We start from the raw sequence: 21,375 nt of genomic DNA on the forward strand, positions 1-21,375 counted from the left end.
TGTACATCTACTTTAAACTCTGCTGGTACAACTTTTAATAGCTTTTTTTCTACTTCAACAACGTTCTTACCCATAGCAAATTTAGTGCGGTTTGATACGCGGTCTATGTGGGTATCTACCGCGATTGTCGGCCAGCCGAAGGCGGTGTTGAGTACCACATTGGCAGTTTTACGGCCAACGCCGGGTAGGGCTTCTAGGGCTTCACGATTCTCAGGCACTTCGCTGTTGTGCTTATCAACTAAAATTTGGCACATTTTGTACACATTGGCAGCTTTAGAATTAAACAAACCGATGGTTTTAATGTAATCGCGAAGTTTATCGTGGCCTAAATCTAAAATTTCTTGCGGCGTATTGGCGACGGGAAAGAGCTTACGGGTGGCTTTATTTACCCCAACGTCAGTTGCTTGTGCTGATAGCGTTACCGCAACTAACAGTTCAAACGGGCTTGAATATTCAAGCTCGGTTTCTGGATGTGGGTTTTGCTCGCGCAAGCGAGAGAGTATTTCGTATCGTTTTTCTTTATTCATGCAACTTAAACGCACAGTAAATACTGTGCGCTTCCCCTTAAGTTAAACTGGTGACCCTTGCTCGTGGGCCTTTTTCGGCCACTGGTGGTGCTACTTGTTTTGCTTTTATTTGCGCATCAATGACATTTTTAGCAGCAATCAGTAAGCCCAAACCTAAAAATGCACCGGGTGGTAAAATAGCGAGCAAAAATTGATTATCAAAACTAAATACTTCAATGCGTAAAACCGATGCCCATGGGCCCAGTAGTAAATCGGCGCCATCAAATAAGGTACCTTGGCCAATAAGCTCACGCATTGCGCCAAGCACAACCAGTACTACCATAAAGCCAGAGCCCATCATTAAACCGTCAAACGCTGATAAATGAATCGGATTCTTAGAGGCATACGCTTCAGCGCGGCCGATAATAGCGCAGTTAGTAACTATCAGTGGAATAAATATTCCTAGCGATTGATATAAGCCAAACGTATAGGCATTCATTAATAGCTGCACTATGGTTACAAAGCCTGCGATAAACATCACAAATACAGGAATGCGGATATCTTTTGGCACGAAATTACGCACCGCAGAAATTGTGACGTTCGAGCCAACTAATACCAGCAGAGTGGCTAAACCGAGGCCCATCGCATTGGTTATCGTTGATGTGACGGCCAGTAGTGGGCACAAACCGAGTAATTGCACGAGGGCAGGGTTGTTTTTCCACATTCCTTCGTTAAACAGTTCTTTTAATTGGCTCATGGCTCACCTACTTGGCATGCGTTATCAGCACTAAATACCGCATCGAAATTGTTTTTTGAGAATAACACAGCGTGTTTTACTGAGCCAACCACGGCACGTGGTGTAATGGTAGCGCCAGTGAATTGATCAAAGTCTCCGCCATCTTTTTTTACTGCCCAGCGAGTATCGTCGTCATCAAGTACAGTTTTATCTTTAAATGAAGTGATCCAAAGAGATTTTTTCATTTCTACTTTATCACCAAGACCAGGCGTTTCTTCGTGTTTAGTAACACGTACTCCGGCAACGTCCCCGTTTGCAAATACGGCAGTTAATAAACTTATATCGCCGCTATAACCTTTTGGCGTCACGTGGCGCATTACTAAAGCAACAGGTTGGCCACCCTTGCGAGCACGATAAACGGTTTGTGGTTTATTACCAAGTAGTGGATCATCAATGATGGCACAATCTTGATAAAGAGTATTATCGTAAAAATTAGGGGCGAGTACATCTTGCAGCTGTAATGAAAGTTGTTTGCGCTCTTGCTCTGCAATACTGTCAGCCGTGAGGTTATGGATAATACCAACAGCGCCGGTAGTGAGCAGGGCAAACAGGGCTAAAATAGCGCCATTTTTTGTCATTGATGAAATAATCATTTATTCACCCCATGGCCATAAGTACGTGGTTGAGTGTAATAGTCTATCAGTGGAACGGCCATATTGAGTAGTAACACAGCAAACGCCATGGCATCTGGGTAACCGCCAAAAGTACGAATCAAATAAACTAATAAACCAATCAATGCGCCGTAAATTAACCGGCCGCGATTAGTGGTAGCTGCCGAAACCGGATCCGTGGCTATGAAAAAGGCCCCTAACATGGTTGCGCCACTAAATAAATGAAATACCATACCAGGCTCAGTACCAGGTGCTGCGATATAACCAATTGCGCTGCACACAGCAATTGATGCAATTACACCAACTGGGATATGCCAATTTATAACTTTGGCTTTAATAAGGTATAAGCCACCGATTAAAAAGCCAAGATTTACCCAGCCCCAACCTTGTCCTAACCAACTATTAAAAATAGCGGCTTGCATGCTTTCAGATACGGTTAAACCATGAGCGATATCAGTCTTGATGGTATCCAAAGGTGTGGCCATTGTTACGCCATCAACCCCAACTCTAAGTTGATCAACACTAAAACCTGCACTGGTAAAGCCATTAAAAATAACGCTAAGCTGTTGAGTAAGACTAATTGGGTTTGCCAGTAAGTCACTAACTGGCATCCAAGTGGTCATTTGCACAGGGAACGAAATAAGCAATAACACGTATGCAGCCATGGCAGGGTTAAATAAATTGAAACCAAGGCCACCATAGAGCTGTTTAACAATGACGATGGCAAAAAAGCTACCGATCACAATAACCCACCATGGGGCGAGTGGCGGAATACTTAATGCTAATAAGACCGCAGTAAGCCATGCACTGCCATCTCCAAGCGCAGGCCATACAGGGCGCTTGCGAATAAGCATAATAATGGCTTCACTGATACTAACCGTGACTAACGCTAAAATTAGCTGGATCAATACACCCGTACCAAAAAAATACAGTTGTGCGATAAGTCCAGGAATACAGGCTAAGATCACTGTTTGCATCAACCTGCTAAGTGATTTATGACTGTGGCTATGCGGCGAACTGGCCATAGTTAGCTTCATTACTTATCACTTCCTTCTTGTTGTAATTTTTTAGCCTTTGCACGGGCAATCGCTGCGGCAACAGCGGCCTTTTTCTTATCTTGTGCGGTCTGTTCTGGTTTATCTTCAGCGATTTCAGCTTCGTTTATCGCTGTAGCCGAAGTTTCATTTTCAGCATCGTCGTTTTCTACGCTTGCTGCTTGTTCAGCTTTTGCAGCCTTTTTCGCTTTCGCGCGGGCAATGGCGGCAGCGACAGCGGCTTTTTTATCATCGGCAGGTAAGGCTGTAGCGACTTCACTTTCAGAATTGTCGTTTTCTACGCTTGCTGCTTGTGCAGCCTTTTTCGCTTTCGCGCGGGCAATGGCGGCAGCGACAGCGGCTTTTTTATCATCGGCAGGTGAGGCTGTAGTAATTTCACTTTCAGAGCTGTCGTTTTCTACGCTTGCTGCTTGTGCTGCCTTTTTCGCTTTTGCACGAGCAATAGCAGCAGCGACAGCGGCTTTTTTATCATCGGCAGGTGAGGTTGAAGTAACTTCACTTTCAGAACTGTCGTTTTCTACGCTTGCTGCTTGTGCTGCCTTTTTCGCTTTTGCACGGGCAATTGCAGCAGCGACAGCGGCTTTTTTATCATCGGCAGGTGAGGCTGTAGCGACTTCACTTTCAGAGTTGTCGTTTTCTACGCTTGCTGCTGGTTCAGCCTGTGCTGCCTTTTTTGCTTTAGCACGAGCAATTGCAGCGGCTACAGCGGCTTTTTTATCATCAGTAGGTGCAGCAGTCGTGTTATCGCTTTCATCTTCTGATGCCGCCGCTTTTTTCGCTTTAGCGCGGGCAATCGCAGCGGCCACGGCTGACTTTTTATCATCCGGATCAGCAGCTGTACTGCTTGCGGCTTTTTGCTCTTTGTATTTGCGAGCTTGCTCTTTGCGCACTGCGCGCTCTAATGCTACGTCACTGTTATCTGGTTCAAGCGTTGCTTCTTGATTTTGTTTTTTAGCTTTGGCGCGAGCAATTGCAGCGGCCACAGCTGATTTGTCGTCATCTTTTGCTGGTTTGTTTTTAACGCGTGCTAGAGCATCGGCAATTTTTTGTTTTTCGTCAGCCGATTTTTCAGCAGCTGGTTTGCGTTTATGGCGATTTTGTCGTGCTTCTTGCTCCCGCTCTAGGCGTTGTTTTCGAAGTTCAAAGCGCTCTTTCGCACGTTCAGCTTTAACTTGCTCAGCTTGCTGTTCTTTTATTTCAACTTTAGCCACACGGTAATACTGCACCAGCGGAATTTCACTTGGGCACACATACGCGCAAGCACCGCATTCAATACAATCAAACAGGTTATGCTCTTTCAGTTTGTCGTATTCTTTTGATTTAGCAAACCATTGTAATTGCTGAGGCAACAGTGAAGCAGGGCAGGCATCAGCACAAGCACTACAACGAATACAGGCTTTTTCAGGGCCGGGCTCTGCCAGCTCATCATGATCTGGGGCTAAAATACAGTTAGTGGTTTTTACCACGCCGATACGCACCGTTGGCAAAGTAAAGCCCATCATAGGGCCGCCCATTACAACGCGTTGCTGTGGCACTGGTGAAAAGCCTTGGCAATCAAGTAGATGTTTTATTTCAGTGCCTAATAAAGCCCATACATTACCCGGATTATGAATTGTATTACCTGTTACCGTAATAACACGTTCAATTAGTGGCTTACCTTCATAGACAGCTTGATGAACAGCAAATAAAGTGCCGACGTTTTGTACTAACACACCGATATCTGCTGGAATTCCCCCACTAGGGACTTCTTTATTGGTAAGTAGCTTAATTAATTGCTTTTCACCACCAGAAGGATAAACAGTAGGAACTGTTTGAATGATTATTTTGTCATTATACTCAGCCGCTGCCTGCATGGCTGCGATGGCCTCTGGTTTGTTATCTTCTATACCAACGATAGTAAGTGTTGGTGTAAGCAATTGCTGCATGATCTCTATGCCAGCAATAATGCCTGCAGCATGCTCACGCATTAGTACATCATCAGCAGTAATATAGGGCTCACATTCCACTGCATTAACAATAAAATACTCAATTGCTTTGCGACTATCTGCTTTAATATAAGTTGGGAATCCTGCACCGCCCATACCGGCAATACCACGGTCATGAATAATATCGATAAGTTGCTCGTGAGAAAGCTGGCTTGGTGTTGTCACCGGTGCTAACGCACACCAGCTATCTTGGCCATCGGGCTCAATAATTACACACAATTCAGGCAATGCCGATGGATGCGCAGACGGCATTTGGCAAATATCAGTAATAGTACCAGAAGTCGGGGCGTGTATTGGCACCGACCAATTCGCAACAGGCTTTGTAAGTGCTTGCCCTTTAAGTACCTGTTGGCCTTTTTCGACGATCAGTTGACCGTTAGCACCAATATGTTGTTTTAATGGCACAACGAGTTTGTCAGGCAAAGGTAAACGGGCGATTGCTTGACTGTTGGAAATTGTTTTTTGTCCCGGTGGATGAATGCCACCTGGAAACGGCCACACTTTACCTTGTTTTATCTGTGCGATTAGCTTTTCCATAGGGAGCCCTTAATCAATCTGTGTTACTGGAATTGCATCTAGTTGCCATTTCCACGTTTGCTTAGTGGTTTCTACAGGCAGCATATCAATACAGTCAACAGGACAAGGTTCAACACATAAGTCACAACCCGTACATTCATCAATTAAAACAGTATGCATTTGGCGCGTGGCACCAACAATGGCATCGACAGGACAAGCTTGAATACATTTGGTACAACCAATACATTCATCTTCACGTATATAGGCAACGGTTTTTATCGGTTCAGCTTGTTCGCCACCGGCAAGGGGTTTAGCTTCAACACCCATTAAGTCAGCTAATTTTTTTACTGTCGCATCGCCACCTGGTGGGCATTTATTAATTTCATCGCCATTGGCGATGGCTTCTGCATAAGGGCGACAACCCGGATAGCCACACTGGCCGCACTGTGTTTGCGGTAATATAGTATCGATCTGTTCAACAATCGGATTACTTTGCACTCGATAGCGCACAGCAGCAAATCCTAAGATCAAACCAAAAATGAGTGCTAGGGTTCCCAGCGCAATCAAGGCATAAAACAAGGTCATGTTAAAACTTCACTAATCCTGTAAAGCCCATAAAGGCCATCGACATTAAGCCTGCGGTGATCATCGCAATCGATGCGCCTTTAAAGGGGGTAGGTACGTCAGCAGCGGTTAAGCGTTCACGAAGAGCTGCAAATAAAACCAGTACCATAGAAAAACCAACAGCAGCCCCAAAGCCATATACTGCAGATTGTAAAAACGTATGATCCTCTTTGACATTTAGTAACGCAACACCTAAGACCGCACAGTTTGTGGTGATCAAAGGTAAAAATATACCGAGTAAGCGATACAGCGTTGGGCTGGTTTTTCTGACTACCATTTCGGTAAACTGAACCACCACCGCAATCACAAGAATAAAGCTTAGAGTACGTAAATACGTGATATCAAGTGGGATCAAAATATATTGATTAACTAGATAGCTTGTTACAGAGGCAAGTGTTAACACAAAAGTGGTCGCAAGTGACATGCCTATAGCTGTATCCAGTTTGCCAGATACCCCCATAAACGGGCATAGACCTAAAAATTGTACTAACACAAAGTTATTAACCAGTACTGTGCCGATCAACAGCAATACATATTCTGTCATGTTCGCCTCAAGCTATAATAAACGCCGACATTATCCTTTTTTATTGGCTGTTTAACAACACGTAGAAGGTAAATAAACGGCTCATTTAATAATGATAGTGAATTGCATTTAGAAATTTATAGCATGATAAATAAAGATTAACTGTTCATTAACCTAGTTACTGACATTTGGAATGATAAAGCAGATCAGGGGAGGGGGAAATAAACTACTAGAAAACTAAAAAGGTGCTCAAAGCACCCTTTAGATTGATTAAATATCTTTTGGCTTTTCGATGTAATAACCTTGCACACCATCAAGACATAAAGTTTCAATAATGTGTTTTTCTTCTTGGCTTTCAACACCCTCAGCAAAAACACTAACACCAATTCGATGCGCGAGGTCGACCATTAAACGCATAAAGTATTGGTTATTTTTATCTTCTTCAAGGCCGCGAGTATAGCTTGCATCCATTTTGATAAAGTCAGGTTTTAAATCGCGGAAAAACTTAAACGAGGTTAAACCAACACCAAATCGTTCTACCGTGATCCGAGCACCAACACGGTGGATCATATCTATAAAGCGTTTACTGGCTTTAATATTTTGCTGTAAGCCAAATTCACTCACTTCGAATACCAGTTTTGAGGCAATATTTGTGTCTTTTAATAAACGTCGCTCTAGCCAAATTACGAACTGATCATTGTGTGCGCTTGAGGCGGTAACATTCAAACCAAAGAATTTTTCAGAGAAATTACGGCTCTTAATTTTTTCCAGTGATGAATTAATGATTAACTGATCAATTTCCATCGCCATATCAAGCTTTTCAGCCATAGCTAAAAATGAAGCGGTAGGCAATACTTGGTTTTCTGTTGTTTTAAAGCGCACTTGAATTTCAGCGTAGGCCTTCATGCTTTTACCAATTGGCATAATGTTTTGCATTACCAAATGTACACGCTCAGCTTCAATGACTTCATTAATCACTTTACGCCAGTTTTGATTGCCAAATCCTGCACTTACATTATTAACTAAATCAGTTTCGCGTTGTATATGCCAGGCGTTAGCTTGTTTTGATTGGGCCATGCTCATAGCATTGTCTACTATCGAAAGTAGCTCACCTAAGGGTTTGCCTTTTTCATAAGCGACGATCCCAGTATTTGCTACTGAGCTTAATTCTTGGTTTTGCTGATATTGAGTAAATCGAGATTGTAAGTTATCACCAAAACGTTCAGATTCCTTTAGAGGAGTGTTAGGCAGCACAATCGCGAAATCTGAGCTATTCAAACGAAAAACTTTACTGCCTGTATATGTGCCGCTGATATGTTTAATAATATCAGCCACAGCTTTGACATACTCGTCACCTTTTTGGTAACCACGAGTTTGGTTGATTGCTTGTAATTCACTACAACGAACCATTGCCAAAGAGCCAAAGGTGCTTTTTTCACTGCTTTCAATGTACTTCTCATAATATTCAACAAACATATTACGGTTGCCAAGTTCAGTGACTACATCTTTATAAGCTTCTTGCTTGATAGAATGTGCGGCATTTTGAATATCATCATGCTTACTTTGTAAAAAGTGCGACAGGCGATTAAAGCTAGGCACTAGGTCAACGCCCAGTTGTTTTATTTTGCTGCTATTAATTGCTGTTTCAAGACCGTTGTTGACTTGATTTTGATTGATATAAACATCAATTACTTCAGCCACTGTCATGCTTATATTTCTATTTAACTTACTAAACATGGTTTTCATAAACACAATGGGGATAATTGCCATTAAACCTGACACTAAAATAACAACAAATAACGCTTGTTGGAGTATCAACCCAAGGTTATTGGCATTAATAGTAAATTCAACTTTGATATCAGACGCTTGATTAACAGCAAATTGAGGACGGATAGAGTTAAAGCTGGTGTTAACTAATTGCGCAATGGCTGGTAATGAAGTAGGGGATGTAATATTCATAAGTTCTTTACCTTGCTGATCACGCAAAATAAATGAAGAAAAAGTATTACCGTCAGCAAGCACTTGCTGAAGTTGATCTGGTGCTATATCGACAATAGAATGTTTACTAATATAGTTGTTTACCACTGATTGCGTTTTATGTTGTGCATCGCTTACTGCGTTGTCAAACGCTGACGCAACAAAATAGCCACCAATACTTGCAAACAACAGCCAAGTTATTAATTGAATAAATATGAGTTTTTTGAAACCAGCCATGTCTTATTCTTTTTAGTAGATCAAAGGGAAGGAATCAGATCCTTGATTAATCAAATTATTTTACACTTATTAAATGTGTATTAAAAAGAAATATTTTGATTGTAGTAGAGTAGTGGAATTGTTTAGGAAAGTCTAATTGATTCTTTAAGTTGGCTCCCCCTCCCCGACTCGAACGGGGGACCTGCGGATTAACAGTCCGTCGCTCTAACCAACTGAGCTAAGGGGGAACTACAATACTTAAATTTTATATGATTTGGCTCCCCCTCCCCGACTCGAACGGGGGACCTGCGGATTAACAGTCCGTCGCTCTAACCAACTGAGCTAAGGGGGAACAATAATCATATTACATAAACTTGGCTCCCCCTCCCCGACTCGAACGGGGGACCTGCGGATTAACAGTCCGTCGCTCTAACCAACTGAGCTAAGGGGGAATCGTTTATGGCTGAAAAGACTGGCTCCCCCTCCCCGACTCGAACGGGGGACCTGCGGATTAACAGTCCGTCGCTCTAACCAACTGAGCTAAGGGGGAAGCGTATGTGCCTTTCAACGGGGCGAAATATTAATGACCGCGCTGCAAAGTGTCAACACATAAAACCGGATAAACAAAAAAAAGCAGTCTGTTCGATGTTTTTATGTTCGATCTGGCTGTTTTGTGGCTTTTTTTCTCTTCATTTAAGCCGTGTAAATCGAGACGCGTGATAAAATCTCGGTTTTCAACGACTAAAAAACAAACAAGTTAACCGCCAGACAAATTATAAAAGTGATCATTTATCTAGTTTTGTACGAATAAATTTATGAAATGTACTTTTTTAACGTTAGCTAATAAAAGCGCAAATTCGCAATAATTAAATTTACTTATGCATTTAATTAGTCGTTAACGAAAAATGCCGAGAAAAAAATGACATACAGATCTGAACCCTTAGTTTAGCGACTTAATACCCATGAGAATAGCAAGGAAATATATATATATTGTTTTATTTCATTTAGTTATATTTATTTTTTCATATTGAATGGGCGTTTAAATAAATGTGACAGGTCATTGGTACAGGGGTTAAGTATGTTTTATGAGCTATTGTAACTAACAGAGCTAAATGATAACTAGGGAATAGATAAGAATAGATGGGAAAACGCGGGATAAATAAGGGTTTAAGCGCTGTTTTATAAAAATAAAGCGCGAAAAGACAAACCGCGAATTAATGATAAATAAAAGTACGAAACCGTGATAAAAACGGCGTTCATTGATAAATTAAAAGCTAAGCTCAGCTTTCACAACTTTTCCTAATAAACCGAGTGTTTTTAGAATGTAATGAGATTCGGTTTCACCACCTTCAATTGCAAAGCTCAAGTCTTTACGAGTAGGGTGATCAAACAACAAATGAAGCTTAGAATTTGTAAGCTTTAACTTGGCAGCAAAATAACCACCATTCATTGGGTTTAAAAACCCATAAATCGAATCAGCATCAATAGTTTTATTGCTAGTATCTATAGAAACTAATGCACCTGCTGGAATAAGCGTGTGTGACTCTTCACTTAGTTGAACTTGTAACTTATCAGTATGATTTTCGTCACTCAGTTGGCTCTGAGTATGGGCCACAGGCGTTGGTGTTAAAGAGTCTAACGCACGATCAATTGCATTTGGTGAAGCTTTAGAATCATCCAGGCGTTTTAATAAAACATTGATAAATGGCTCACCAACTAAAGCTGAAAACTCCACTAAATAATCGAAAGGGGGATCGCGACTATCCTCATATTTTGATTGAGTGTTTCTATGCACGCCAGTTCGTTCGGCTACCGTTCCGATATCTAAGAACTTACGTTCTCTTAACGTTTTTAAGTACTCATTGAATGCAGGCATTAACTTTATCAATAGTTATGATCGTGGACATAACAGTATTTAATCACACAAGCGAGTGCATACAAAATAAAAATTGAAAATCAGCTTTTCTTCAAAGTGCGATCTCTTCGCACTTCAAAGCGCGAAGCGCGATCCAGCCAAGCAAAAAACTAAAAAATTAATTTCACATATAAATCAATGCCTTAATTGCGATGCACTCAAATGTGTGCAAATAATACTTGTATGCACAATTTTGCGTGTATATATTTGTGTGCATGAATACAAAATACACACGAAAGGGTGCATAAAATGGAACATGCAAATCGTCCAGGTTGGACGGTAACAGAAATAAAGGCAGCCTTAGAAGTTGAGGGTTGGTCTTGTCGTCAACTTTCATTTAGTCGTGGCTATACATCAAACGCTGTGCAAACCGCTTTACATCGGCCTTACCCCGTAGTTGAAAAAATAATTGCCGAAGTAATTGGCGTCAGCGCCTTTGAAATATGGCCTGAACGCTATGGAGTTGATGGTAAACCAAATCGTAAAGCAGGCCGCCGTAAATTAATGAGGGTTGAATAATGGAACTATTAACAGCTCACCAGATAGCTGCATTCTTGTTAGTAAGTAAGCGCAGTATTCAATTAAAAGCTAAGGCTGAGGCATGGCCCTATACAGAAGTAAAAGGCCGAGGCGGAAAAGTTCGCAAGTATGCACTTGTTGAACTTCCTGCACATATTCGTGTGCAAGTGCAACAAGCAATGATTCAAGATAATCAATCGCCAGCAGCTCAAAGTGGCAAAGGATACCTTGCTGTGAATGAGCAAAGTGATCGTTTAAACCAACAACTAACAACAGAACTTAAGCATCAAAACTTAAAGCAACTCGCAGGGCTTGAGAATATCCCACCCAAAGCAAGTGCGAAAATCTATTTATTAAACGCAGCAAAAGAGTTTGTAAGTGCGAACAGTCTACCTAAAGTTTTAGGGTTTGATCTATTTAGTGAGCGCTATAATCAAGGCTTGTTAGATATACCAGCAGAGCACAAAAGCTTAATCCCATCCGTTTCGCGTATTACCTTATTACGCTGGCAAAAAACGATAGATCAAAAAGGCATAGCAGGGCTTGCTGTAAAAATTAAGCGCTCAGGCAAATCAATCATCGACTCTGATCCAGAGCTTAGTGATTTTTGCATCGCTATGATTTACCAATACCCGCACGTAAAAGCCACCCAAGTAAAAGAGGGGCTAATAGCTCGTTTTTACAGCCAGGGCAAAGCAATCCCAGCAGAAACCACAATCCGTGAATGGCTAACACGTTGGAAGCGTGACAACAGCGCGCTTTATACCAAAATGGCAAACCCTGATGCTTGGAAAAACAAGTATATGAGCGCCATGGGTAAAATGGACGAAAACATTAAACGTATTAATCAGTTATGGGAGTTCGATTCAACCCCGTCTGACGTAATGCTCGTTGATGGCCGTCACTCGTTAATCGGCATTATCGACGTATTTACACGCCGTTCTAAAGTTGTGATCCACCCAACCAGCGACAGTACCGGTATTTGTTTAGTTATCCGTAAAGCCATACTTGATTGGGGTATCCCTGAAATTGCTCGTACTGATAACGGCAAAGACTACACATCAATTCAAATTACTAGTGTGTTTGATGCACTCGATATAAAGCACGAAACAACACGGCCATTTAGCGGTGAAGAAAAGCCATATATCGAGCGCTTTTTCAAAACCTTTTCGCATGATTTAGCGGAGCTACTAACAGGCTATATCGGCCATAACGTATCAGAACGTCAAGAAATCGAAGCGCGCAAAACCTTTGCACAGCGCTTATTAGCAAAGCAGGGCGGCGATAAATCAGCAATCGAAATCAACATGACAGCCCAGCAGCTGCAAGAGTTTGTAGATAACTGGATAGACAACCGTTACCACCACAAGCCACACAGCAACATAGGCAACAAAACACCATTTGATTTATTCGCAGCAAGTCGCGACCAAATCAAAGTGATCAAAGATGAGCGCCTACTCGACGTAATGCTGCAACCTGTGCCATCAAATAGAGGTTTACGCACAGTTGGTAAAGAAGGTATCAAGCTAAGTGGCGGTTTCTATATTGCGCCAGAGCTTGGCGCAATCGTAGGTAGCGAAGTGCTATGTAAATGGGACCCTAAAAACGTAGGCCGTATATACGTATTTAATCGCATGAATAACGAGTTTATTTGTGTCGCAGTAGACCACGAAATTCAATCAGCAGGTATGACACGCCAAGACGTTGCACACCATGCAAAACGCAGCCAAGCAGCCGAAACATCACGCAAGCTAAAAGAGCTTAAAAAGACCGCTAAATCAGTAAATGTATCAGATATAGCAAATGAAGTACTCACCCATTACAGCGAGCAAAATAAAGCATTAGCAACACTGCCTAAACAAAGTGTTGAACACACTAATGTAATAACTCAATCAGCAATTAAAGCACTTGATAGCAAGCCTGTTACAACCTACAGCGACGAACAGCTAAGCGAGTTTGAGAGACGCCGTAAGCAGTTAAGTGATGAAACAGCGGCGGCAAATATCAACCCAGTACCGTTATTTAATAACCCACAAGACAAAGCCATGTACCACAAAAAGCAGCGCTTAAATAACCAATTAAGTGATGTAGATGCGCTTTGGCTGAATACGTGGGAGCAGCAAAACCGTGCCTTATCAGCACGACTAGATGACCTATTAACAGAAATGAACGCAGCACCTGCTGCACTAACTCAATTGCATAAACAGTAAAGGAATAAACCATGAAAACTAAAATAGCGATCGTAAGTAACGTAGTAGCCACTCAAATGATGGTTGAAGCACTAACTCAGCGCGCGCATGGCGTGCCAGGCATCGGCTTAATTTACGGTGATCCAGGCTTAGGTAAAACTACCGCTACTGCATGGTTGGTAAACCGCTGCGATGGTATCTATATCCGCGCTACATCAGGCATGAGTTTAACCCAATTACTGCGCCAAATAGTTAAAGAGTTAAGCGGCCCTGATATTTATACCCGTGAAGCCATGCTTAATTACATCATTGAGCACATGGCTATCTCTAATCGCACTTTATTTATTGATGAAGCCGACTACCTATTAAACGACAAAAACACCCTAGAAATCGTGCGAGACATTCACGACCTAACCTACTGCCCAGTAGTATTAATTGGCATGGAATCAGTACGCCGTAAATTACAGCGTCATCGTCAATTCTATAACCGTATTTCAGAATGGTTAGAGTTCAAGCCAACCCAGTTTGAAGACTTACAAATCATCGTTAACGCAGTAATCGAGCCTGTTTTAACTATTCAAGATGATTTACTCAAACAGCTACTTAGTGATACTGACGGCGAAGTACGCCGCATCATCACTGGCCTATCAAAAATAGAGGCATTCGCACTTGCTAACGGCTTAACAAGTATCGACCTGCAACAGTGGGGCTCAAAAGAATTTTTCCTTAAAAAAGCGTAGGGGAAAACCAGTGAGCCGCCAAAAATTACAAGACGCATGGCAAGCAATGAAAATCCTAAAACGGTTTTCATTGCAACAAGTGCGCGACGCAATCGAACACACCACATTAGATAGCTTAAAAGCCTTTGCAAAGCGCTTAGTCGCAGCAAACGCGATTGCTGAACATGCTGATCATGACGACATTTACTACAGCATTTTAAATGCCAGTTATAGCCCGTTTGAACAGCCTGTAAAAAGTGGTGTAACTAATAAAAATTCAGGGAGACAACGCATGTGGCAATCAATGCGCATCCTAAACGAGTTTGATGCAGGCCAAGTGGCAAGTACCGCTAATGTGTCGTTGTCATCAGCTCGCTCATATATCTCAATACTTAAAAAAGTAGGGTACATATTTGTTGTAAAAAATGCCCCGCGTTCAGGCTCCTTAATAGAGCGAGCTGGGGAGACAACTATTTACCGCATGCTAAAAAATACCGGGCCTAAACGGCCAATTCCCAAAACTAAAGGCGTGTTTGATGCCAATACAAACAAGCTCGTTAAGTTCAAAGAAGTAAAGCGCAAAACAGTACAAATAGCTCCCGTTACCTTAGGAGAGGCGCATGACTACAACTAACTGGTTGCAAGTACTTGCTGATGAAACAAAAGCGCAAGGGATGCGCCTCGTAGCTCAAAAACTAGGGGTGAGTAAAGCAACTGTAAGCCAAGTAATAAACGGTAAATACAAGGCAAACACCAAAGTCATTCAGCAACGTGTCGAGGGTGTTTTTATGGCAAGCACTGTTGATTGCCCAATCCTTGATGTGATCCCAATCAACGTATGCCTAGAGCACCAGGCTAAAAAGTTTGCAGCAACCAATCATGTACGTGTTGCACTTTATAGGGCGTGTCGTAATGGCTGCCCTCACTCAAAAATTTGCGAGAGTAAATAACCATGGAACTACGCGACACATTAATAGAACTGCAAAAAAGAGGGCTGCGAGTTATCAGCTCACATAAAGGCTTTAGCCGCCACATCATCGAAGTGGCAGGCAAAGCCCCAGCACATTTACCAGTAATAACCGAAACCAAAAACGGGCAAACGCGCCAAGTTCGCCCAGCAAAACTACACGGCCAAATCATCATGTTTATAGAAGGATAAACCACCATGCCACAAGATTTTTTAGTTAATCATAAAGGCCATCAAGTGCCTCTTAAAGGCATTCGCCCAGCCGATATTATTCGCCATGAGTTTGTGCAGTCAGCCATTGTCAAAGCTAAAGAGCAAAGCCAAGCCCTTGCTGAATTTAAAAAGCAGCAAATGAGCGAGTTTGACGCATTCATGGGCTTACTAGCCCAAGAGTATGCAGTAGAAATGGGCGGTAAAAAGGGCAACGTCACGCTACGCAGTTTTGATCACAAGCAAAAAATCACCCTGCAAGTACAAGAGAGCATCGAGCTTGGCCCAGAGCTGCTAATAGCAAAAGAGTTAATAGACGAATGCCTAAACGAATGGAGCGCAAACGCTAACGAAAACCTAAAGCTCATTATTGAGCAAACCTTTGCCACCGATAAAAAAGGCAAAGTCAGCGTGCAAAAAGTACTGGGGTTGCGCCGCCTTAAAATCACCGACGACAGCGGTAAATGGCAGCGTGCAATGGACATCATAGCCGATGCAATTCAAGTCATAGACTCAACCCGCTTTATTCGTTTTTACGAAACCGTAGGCGAGCAAGAGCGCGCAATATCACTTGATATAGCAAAGCTGTAAAGGGGAGAAATCATGGAAGTTACACCAACAATTCAAGTAAATGAACATAGCGATTTACAAAGCCTTGTAACCCTCGTAGCTAAAAGCAAAGAGCCAGTAAATATCAACTTTGTATTTCAAAACATCACATTTGTAGTGCAAAGCCAGCTGGTCGGCATCAACCCACCAGTGCAAAAAGGCATAACACAACCCAGTTAAGTAACCAAAAAGTGCGCATGGATGCGGCTTTTTATCAAAGCTTTTTCAATCAGCAAGAGCTTTGATAAACAGCAAACATAGGAGGTTTTATGACTACCCCAAATACACAAGTAACGCCAAGCCTACAACTCAAAGAGTTGGCCGCGCTGGTTAAGTTTTTAGAGCTATCACACACATTTGCAATTGATAGCAGCGTGTTTACACAGCAAGAAGGCGCAGATATTTGCCAAAGCTATTTAAGCTTACGCGAGCAGCTAGAAGAGTTTAAACGCCATGACTAAGCAAAAACTTATACAGCTAATTCACATAGCAAAAAGCCAACTAGGGCTAGATGATGACACCTACCGCGCTGCACTTTTTGGCTCAGCGGGCAAGCGTTCATGCAGCCAAATGAGCTGGTCAGAGTTAAATCAAGTGTTAGAACACTTTAAAAAAGCAGGGTTTAAAACCAAGGCTAAACGCCGTTTAAGCCCTAAATCATCACCAAAGCAACATGGCGAAATAAACAAAATCCGCGCTATTTGGATCAACATGCATAAACAGGGTTTTGTGCGTGATGGCTCAGAAACCGCACTAGACAGCTACGTAAACCGCATACTTAACCGTGCCAAAGTGGGGGCAAACGTAAGTTACCACACCCACTTTTTAACCCAGCAGCAAGCTATACAGGTGCTAGAGTCACTTAAAAAATGGCACCAGCGCGAATTACGAAAAGAGCAACAGCGAGGTAATAATGACTAATCATACAGAGCAGCAAACAGAGCTATTTGGTAGTAGTGTTGAAGAGCTGCAACATTGTCTTACTCAGCTATCACCTGATGATGCCGCAGCCGTTCGTAAGCGCTGGCCTAGCAACTTACAATCTCTAGCATTACTAATTGAGGCTGAGCTTACTAAAGCTAAAATTAATGAGCCGCGCATAGTGGGGGAGGCAATCACCTTGGCAATAGGCCATTACTTTGGTGGCCGCGATGTATACATACCAACAGACCAACGCTTAAAAGCAGCGCTGCGCGATATTCAAATATGGCAAGAGTTTAACGGCTATAACATGGAAAGCTTAGCTATTAAGTTTGGTATAACACAGAGGCGTGTTGCTGAGGTAATTCAGCAACAGCGAAGTGTTGAAGTACAAAGGAGGCAAAGAAGTTTATTTTAAATTGAGGGATTTACAGTTATAGTTATGTATACAAAAATAAAAATGCTGGAAGGGATATGGCAGTTAAACAAGCTTTAGCTTTACTCGAATCGTTGAGTAAAAAAATGCATTGGGAGCAACTTAAAGCTCTTCTGAAAAAGTATGACTATAAGGTTCACCGAGGCTCAATTAACACTGTTGAAAAGTTTAAAGAGTTTTTAAGTAAAGACGTAGAAGCACTTAAATTTATAGATACATTCAAAAACTATTATTTGGAAGTTCTAACTGGTGGACAAAAAACTGTACAAATATTTACCTTACCGGATGATTTTGTTTTAACCCATACGCTGGTTGATGATCCTTTCAATGTTGAAGGTGATTCTTATAAGTTAGCTCGAGAGCACTTCCCTTACCTCATACCTGAAGATTTAATCAGTGACGTTAGTGATGTAGAATTAATCCACTTTGAGATAAAAGGTGAAAAAACTTATTTTTACTTCTCAACGATTCGCTCAATAACTGAAAAGAAAGAAATTGTCCCTAAAGAATATTTAGATAACGAACAGAATGAGGTTGCTGAATTTTTAAAGCAATATAAAAAAGTTACCGTTTTCGAAGAAAAGTTAAAACAGTATATAGATATTGTGTGTATCAATTATATGGATAATACAGTTGATATCAGATTGGATAGTGATCTTATTTCAGGTCAAAAGGAACTTGACCATGCATTTAGCGCTGTTAAAAATTCTTTTGTTAAAATACATGGGTTAAGTAGATCTAATGCTTTCCGAAAGCCTTTAAATTTTTATCCTCTCATAGAAAGATTGTACACATCAGATAATTACAGAGTTTGTGAGCTGACTTTCTGTACGGATGAAGGCTATGTTCATAATGAAAGAAATAGAAATAAGCAAAAAGGGAGTGACGTTAGAACTGGAAGTTTCCATATTGGTGGTAGAGATAATTGTGAGGATTTACAACCATATAAAATTTCAATCAGATGGGATTCTAGTCTTAAAAAAGATGACAAAAAGGATAATTCTGAACATACAGAAGTCGAATTATCATTAAATGCAACTTTAGCTGAACTAAGTAGAAAAGGCGGAGGGGAGTTATTTTATGCGATTATGTCATCTTCGGTTTTGAAATATGACCAAGATATTTTTTTTCAAATTCTGAAAAAGTTAAATAATGAATACATATGAGTACTTACAAAGTTTAGTACAATCTGACTGGAAGAATTCTAGTTTGAAGATGTGTGCCCAAAACTTTTTAAGTTCACTCTTCGCTAAGCAAATAAATAAAGATGTTCATTTAACTTATTCTTTACTTGGAAAGTACTACGCATGTGATGTCTCAACAGTTGATATAACTAGACTTTCCCAATATTTTTGTGGGGCAAGGGTGCCCTTATTAACAATGCACTTCGAATATATTTTTGAAGATTATTGTATTGATTTAGACGAAGAAAACACAAAATCAGCAATAAAATATAATGAAATAGAGGTACCTGATTCAGGTGAGTTAATTTCTGACGTTCGTGACCATATATATATCTATTTTAAGCTTTCTAACTACGCTGTTGAGGAAGCTGATATATGACCCCCGAGATGACACTGTCAGAACTCATAAAACTGGAAAGTCATGTTCCAACATTAGCAGGCTTTCCTTCAAGACTTTGCTCTAGATCAAATTACGAAGATTGGATTACTCGTTTATATATCGATATAGATGATTATATTGCCAGGAGCATTGTAACATCAGCTTCAATGAGGCAAAAAGATGAAGAAGATAGGTATAATTTAGAGATTGCAAACTACCTAAACATGATCGGTTATGATGCAGGACATGATACCTTCAATAAAGGTCATCCAGATATTATAGTTAATGACAAACAATATGGCTATCAATGGCTTGGTGAATCTAAAGTTCATAGAAAGTATGATGATTTGTTAGAGGGCTTTAAGCAATTATCTGATAGGTATAGCTCCGGTAATTATAAACAAAACCATGGTGCAGTTATAATTATTAATAAAACAGGGAACACTTCCAAGGTTGTAACAAAATGGGAAAATATGCTGATTGATGACCCTTTTTATAAATCCAGAAGTATAAAAACCAAAGTTTGTCCTCAAAATAAAGATTGTTTTATATCAACGCATGAGCACACTGGCAGTTCTAACGATTACACTGTTAGACATATTCCAATTAATGTTTACTACAAACCTATTGATAAAAATGCAAAAAAAAATAAGTAAGACATTATTTATTCCCGAAACCCCGCACGGCCATTAATACGGGTTAACTAACCACAATACCGAAAAACAACAAGGTTTTTCGGTATGCTCCCAACTCTAAACTACTTTAAACAATCGCCAGAAATACAAGCAGCGCTTGCCCCGTACTCGCTTAAATTTGCCCAGTGCATATTAACTATTTTGTATTTAGAGGGCGGTTTACGCAGTGACGGCGGTTTAAACGATCTAGCCTCAGACCGTGGCGGTCTTACAAAGTACGGCATTAGCCAGCGCGCATACCTAAACCTTGACATTAAAAACCTAACCCTTGCCCATGCTGTACGCCTTTATCATCGTGACTATTGGCGCGCTATGTACTGCGAGCAAGTTCCCGCAGGTGTTGATTTTATGCTGCTTGATGGTGCAGTGCAGCACGGCGCACCCGCCATGACCATGCTCACCCAGCGACTAGTAAACTCAAAACCAGATAGCCGCATGGGGCCAAAAACCCTAGCCGCTATCGTAGAGCGCCCAGCACTTAGCTTAACCGTATTGCTCAGCGTAAACCGTGGCCGTAAGTACGCCCGTATTTGTGCAAACGATCCAAGTCAGAAACCAAACCTAGAGGGCTGGTATAACCGCCTTGCTCACACCTCTGAATACGCTGTTAAACAGCTGTTAGAGGTGTATTAAATGGGCAGCAATTGGGATTGGTCATATCAAAAAGGCCGCGAGAAACGCATGGAATTAGAAGTTGATGCACGTATGCATAACATGCCATTTGACCCACGCAAAATACCACTACACAGCCACTGCGGCACTATGCAAAGCCACTTTAACAAGGGTTGGCAATCAGTCAGAGCCATCGACATACAGCTAAGAGTAGACGGCCAACAAAGTTTTAAAAAAGCCCGTGAACGATTAAAAAAACGTTTTGGAGAATCCAATGGTCGCTAAAGTAAAGCCGCTTACTACAGCGCAAAATACCGTTATTAAAGAGCTAGCGCTTACCTTAGTGTTTAGTGAAATAGAGCAGCATGTAGTTAAGCCAAGCTACGAAGAGGCCACTGGTAAAAAATACGACTCACAACACCCTGAATCATTTACCAACAACATGTTAAACAGCAATCCCAAAGCTAAACAAGTGTGGCACGCCTTGCAGGCCGCAATTAAAAAAGAGCGCAAGCGCCAGCACCGGCTTTTCAAGGAGAGTGAAAATGGCAATTAGCAACTGGTTTAACGTGGTCGAGCCAGTCACCAAGTTGATTGACAACCTCTTTACCAGCGACGAAGAGCGCCAAACCATTACCAACGAACTCAAGCGCATCGAGAACACAGCGCAAAGCCAAGTACTAGAGCTTGAGGGCAAAATTGTAGAACTACAAGGCAAAGTGCTAGAGGCGCAATCGCAAATCATTACAGCCGAGGCCAAAGGCGAAAGCTGGTTACAGCGTAATTGGCGGCCTATTACCATGCTGACTTTTTTGATTTTGATTTGCCTTGATTCCTTTGGTGTGCTGGCGTTTCGCTTATCTGAGCAAGCATGGGACTTACTGCAACTAGGTATTGGTGGTTATGTAATTGGCCGCACCGTTGAAAAAGCTGCACCGGGCGTTAAGCAAGGCATTAAAAACGTAATTGAAAAAGTAAGGAAACCAAATTGAGCAAATTTGACGATGCGCAAAAAATAGAACAACACCTGCTAGATGCTGCGCTATCCATGCATCGAGAAAAATCAAACAAACCAGGTGCAGAGTTTATGCACTGCCAAGAGTGCGGCATTGACATACCCGCAGCACGGCGTAAAGCGGTTAAAAACTGTAGTACCTGTGTTGAGTGCCAATCACTTATTGAAATACAACAACAGCATTACAGGGCTTAGC

The 21,375-nt window shown here is 41.5% G+C and carries 28 protein-coding genes and 4 tRNA genes; 19 read left to right on the top strand and 13 right to left on the bottom strand.

Translation table 11 applies throughout. The annotated features are described in order from the left end of the window. From nth to H5158_RS13095, 13 genes are all read right to left on the bottom strand, one after another. On the bottom strand, positions 1–527 hold a 527-nt coding region (nth, locus tag H5158_RS13035; RefSeq protein WP_182740177.1), incomplete at its 3' end, for an endonuclease III. A gap of 37 nt (positions 528–564) precedes the next feature. Next, positions 565–1,263, bottom strand: coding sequence for an electron transport complex subunit E (locus H5158_RS13040; RefSeq protein WP_145240717.1), 699 nt, complete (start codon positions 1,261–1,263; stop codon positions 565–567). After that, a complete protein-coding gene (rsxG, locus tag H5158_RS13045) occupies positions 1,260–1,895 on the bottom strand; it encodes an electron transport complex subunit RsxG (protein WP_145240719.1) in 636 nt (211 codons plus the stop codon). The genes H5158_RS13040 and rsxG overlap by 4 nt, the downstream gene beginning before the upstream one ends. Then, positions 1,892–2,950, bottom strand: coding sequence for an electron transport complex subunit RsxD (rsxD, locus tag H5158_RS13050; protein WP_145240721.1), 1,059 nt, complete (start codon positions 2,948–2,950; stop codon positions 1,892–1,894). The genes rsxG and rsxD overlap by 4 nt, the downstream gene beginning before the upstream one ends. Further along, on the bottom strand, positions 2,950–5,490 hold the full coding sequence (gene rsxC, locus H5158_RS13055; protein ID WP_182740178.1) for an electron transport complex subunit RsxC: 2,541 nt from the start codon (positions 5,488–5,490) through the stop codon (positions 2,950–2,952). Before rsxC ends, rsxD begins: the two co-directional genes overlap by 1 nt. Before the next feature lie 9 nt (positions 5,491–5,499). After that, the gene (rsxB, locus tag H5158_RS13060) at positions 5,500–6,054 is read right to left on the bottom strand and encodes an electron transport complex subunit RsxB (RefSeq protein WP_145240725.1); all 555 of its coding nucleotides are present in this window, start codon (positions 6,052–6,054) and stop codon (positions 5,500–5,502) included. A 1-nt stretch (position 6,055) separates the two neighbouring features. Next, complete coding sequence (gene rsxA, locus H5158_RS13065; RefSeq protein ID WP_145240727.1) at positions 6,056–6,637, bottom strand: electron transport complex subunit RsxA; 582 nt, start codon at positions 6,635–6,637, stop codon at positions 6,056–6,058. A 249-nt stretch (positions 6,638–6,886) separates the two neighbouring features. Continuing rightward, entirely contained in the window at positions 6,887–8,830 is a 1,944-nt protein-coding gene (locus H5158_RS13070; protein ID WP_182740179.1) for an EAL domain-containing protein, read from the bottom strand. A gap of 150 nt (positions 8,831–8,980) precedes the next feature. Further along, positions 8,981–9,057: transfer RNA gene (locus H5158_RS13075), tRNA-Asn, on the bottom strand. 27 nt (positions 9,058–9,084) lie between these two features. Next, positions 9,085–9,161: transfer RNA gene (locus H5158_RS13080), tRNA-Asn, on the bottom strand. Between the two features lie 23 nt (positions 9,162–9,184). Then, positions 9,185–9,261, bottom strand: a tRNA-Asn gene (locus H5158_RS13085). 21 nt (positions 9,262–9,282) lie between these two features. Next, positions 9,283–9,359 (bottom strand) — tRNA-Asn (locus tag H5158_RS13090). A 717-nt stretch (positions 9,360–10,076) separates the two neighbouring features. Beyond that, positions 10,077–10,685, bottom strand: coding sequence for a helix-turn-helix domain-containing protein (locus H5158_RS13095; RefSeq protein ID WP_182740180.1), 609 nt, complete (start codon positions 10,683–10,685; stop codon positions 10,077–10,079). Positions 10,686–10,973: 288 nt separating this feature from the next. On the opposite strand from H5158_RS13095, the gene H5158_RS13100 reads away from it, so the two are divergent. The 19 genes from H5158_RS13100 to H5158_RS13190 all read left to right on the top strand — a co-directional run bounded on the left by H5158_RS13100 (position 10,974) and on the right by H5158_RS13190 (position 21,374). Beyond that, entirely contained in the window at positions 10,974–11,243 is a 270-nt protein-coding gene (locus H5158_RS13100) for a helix-turn-helix domain-containing protein (protein WP_016707852.1), read from the top strand. Beyond that, positions 11,243–13,453 (top strand): Mu transposase C-terminal domain-containing protein, encoded by a 2,211-nt coding sequence (locus H5158_RS13105; protein WP_182740181.1) that lies wholly within the window; start codon positions 11,243–11,245, stop codon positions 13,451–13,453. The genes H5158_RS13100 and H5158_RS13105 overlap by 1 nt, the downstream gene beginning before the upstream one ends. A gap of 11 nt (positions 13,454–13,464) precedes the next feature. Beyond that, on the top strand, positions 13,465–14,172 hold the full coding sequence (locus H5158_RS13110) for an AAA family ATPase (RefSeq protein WP_016707850.1): 708 nt from the start codon (positions 13,465–13,467) through the stop codon (positions 14,170–14,172). 10 nt (positions 14,173–14,182) lie between these two features. Then, positions 14,183–14,785 carry a hypothetical protein gene (locus H5158_RS13115; protein ID WP_182740182.1) on the top strand — a complete coding sequence of 201 codons (603 nt, stop codon included), beginning with the start codon at positions 14,183–14,185 and terminating at the stop codon, positions 14,783–14,785. Beyond that, positions 14,772–15,101 carry a helix-turn-helix transcriptional regulator gene (locus H5158_RS13120; RefSeq protein WP_016707848.1) on the top strand — a complete coding sequence of 110 codons (330 nt, stop codon included), beginning with the start codon at positions 14,772–14,774 and terminating at the stop codon, positions 15,099–15,101. Before H5158_RS13115 ends, H5158_RS13120 begins: the two co-directional genes overlap by 14 nt. Positions 15,102–15,103: 2 nt before the next feature. Then, positions 15,104–15,310 carry a hypothetical protein gene (locus tag H5158_RS13125; protein WP_182740183.1) on the top strand — a complete coding sequence of 69 codons (207 nt, stop codon included), beginning with the start codon at positions 15,104–15,106 and terminating at the stop codon, positions 15,308–15,310. 6 nt (positions 15,311–15,316) lie between these two features. Next, positions 15,317–15,919 (top strand): DUF3164 family protein, encoded by a 603-nt coding sequence (locus H5158_RS13130; protein WP_182740184.1) that lies wholly within the window; start codon positions 15,317–15,319, stop codon positions 15,917–15,919. A gap of 12 nt (positions 15,920–15,931) precedes the next feature. Continuing rightward, complete coding sequence (locus H5158_RS13135; protein WP_182740185.1) at positions 15,932–16,117, top strand: hypothetical protein; 186 nt, start codon at positions 15,932–15,934, stop codon at positions 16,115–16,117. 89 nt (positions 16,118–16,206) lie between these two features. Continuing rightward, entirely contained in the window at positions 16,207–16,398 is a 192-nt protein-coding gene (locus tag H5158_RS13140) for a hypothetical protein (RefSeq protein ID WP_064668447.1), read from the top strand. Next, entirely contained in the window at positions 16,391–16,858 is a 468-nt protein-coding gene (locus H5158_RS13145) for a gp16 family protein (protein ID WP_182740186.1), read from the top strand. The genes H5158_RS13140 and H5158_RS13145 overlap by 8 nt, the downstream gene beginning before the upstream one ends. Then, on the top strand, positions 16,851–17,276 hold the full coding sequence (locus H5158_RS13150) for a Mor transcription activator family protein (protein WP_182740187.1): 426 nt from the start codon (positions 16,851–16,853) through the stop codon (positions 17,274–17,276). The genes H5158_RS13145 and H5158_RS13150 overlap by 8 nt, the downstream gene beginning before the upstream one ends. Before the next feature lie 56 nt (positions 17,277–17,332). Next, positions 17,333–18,460: a hypothetical protein gene (locus H5158_RS13155; RefSeq protein ID WP_182740188.1), complete on the top strand. Its 1,128-nt coding sequence runs from the start codon at positions 17,333–17,335 to the stop codon at positions 18,458–18,460. Continuing rightward, on the top strand, positions 18,447–18,857 hold the full coding sequence (locus H5158_RS13160; RefSeq protein ID WP_182740189.1) for a hypothetical protein: 411 nt from the start codon (positions 18,447–18,449) through the stop codon (positions 18,855–18,857). The genes H5158_RS13155 and H5158_RS13160 overlap by 14 nt, the downstream gene beginning before the upstream one ends. Further along, complete coding sequence (locus H5158_RS13165) at positions 18,854–19,513, top strand: hypothetical protein (protein ID WP_182740190.1); 660 nt, start codon at positions 18,854–18,856, stop codon at positions 19,511–19,513. The genes H5158_RS13160 and H5158_RS13165 overlap by 4 nt, the downstream gene beginning before the upstream one ends. A gap of 84 nt (positions 19,514–19,597) precedes the next feature. Then, a complete protein-coding gene (locus H5158_RS13170) occupies positions 19,598–20,185 on the top strand; it encodes a glycoside hydrolase family 108 protein (RefSeq protein ID WP_182740191.1) in 588 nt (195 codons plus the stop codon). Then, on the top strand, positions 20,186–20,449 hold the full coding sequence (locus tag H5158_RS13175; RefSeq protein WP_182740192.1) for a hypothetical protein: 264 nt from the start codon (positions 20,186–20,188) through the stop codon (positions 20,447–20,449). Next, positions 20,439–20,720, top strand: coding sequence for a hypothetical protein (locus tag H5158_RS13180; RefSeq protein WP_182740193.1), 282 nt, complete (start codon positions 20,439–20,441; stop codon positions 20,718–20,720). The genes H5158_RS13175 and H5158_RS13180 overlap by 11 nt, the downstream gene beginning before the upstream one ends. Next, entirely contained in the window at positions 20,710–21,156 is a 447-nt protein-coding gene (locus H5158_RS13185) for a 3TM-type holin (protein ID WP_182740194.1), read from the top strand. The genes H5158_RS13180 and H5158_RS13185 overlap by 11 nt, the downstream gene beginning before the upstream one ends. Next, the gene (locus tag H5158_RS13190) at positions 21,153–21,374 is read left to right on the top strand and encodes a TraR/DksA family transcriptional regulator (RefSeq protein ID WP_182740195.1); all 222 of its coding nucleotides are present in this window, start codon (positions 21,153–21,155) and stop codon (positions 21,372–21,374) included. Before H5158_RS13185 ends, H5158_RS13190 begins: the two co-directional genes overlap by 4 nt. Position 21,375 lies beyond the last annotated feature (1 nt).

Source organism: Pseudoalteromonas sp. SR45-6 (assembly GCF_014163545.1).
Lineage (GTDB): Bacteria > Pseudomonadota > Gammaproteobacteria > Enterobacterales > Alteromonadaceae > Pseudoalteromonas > Pseudoalteromonas rhizosphaerae.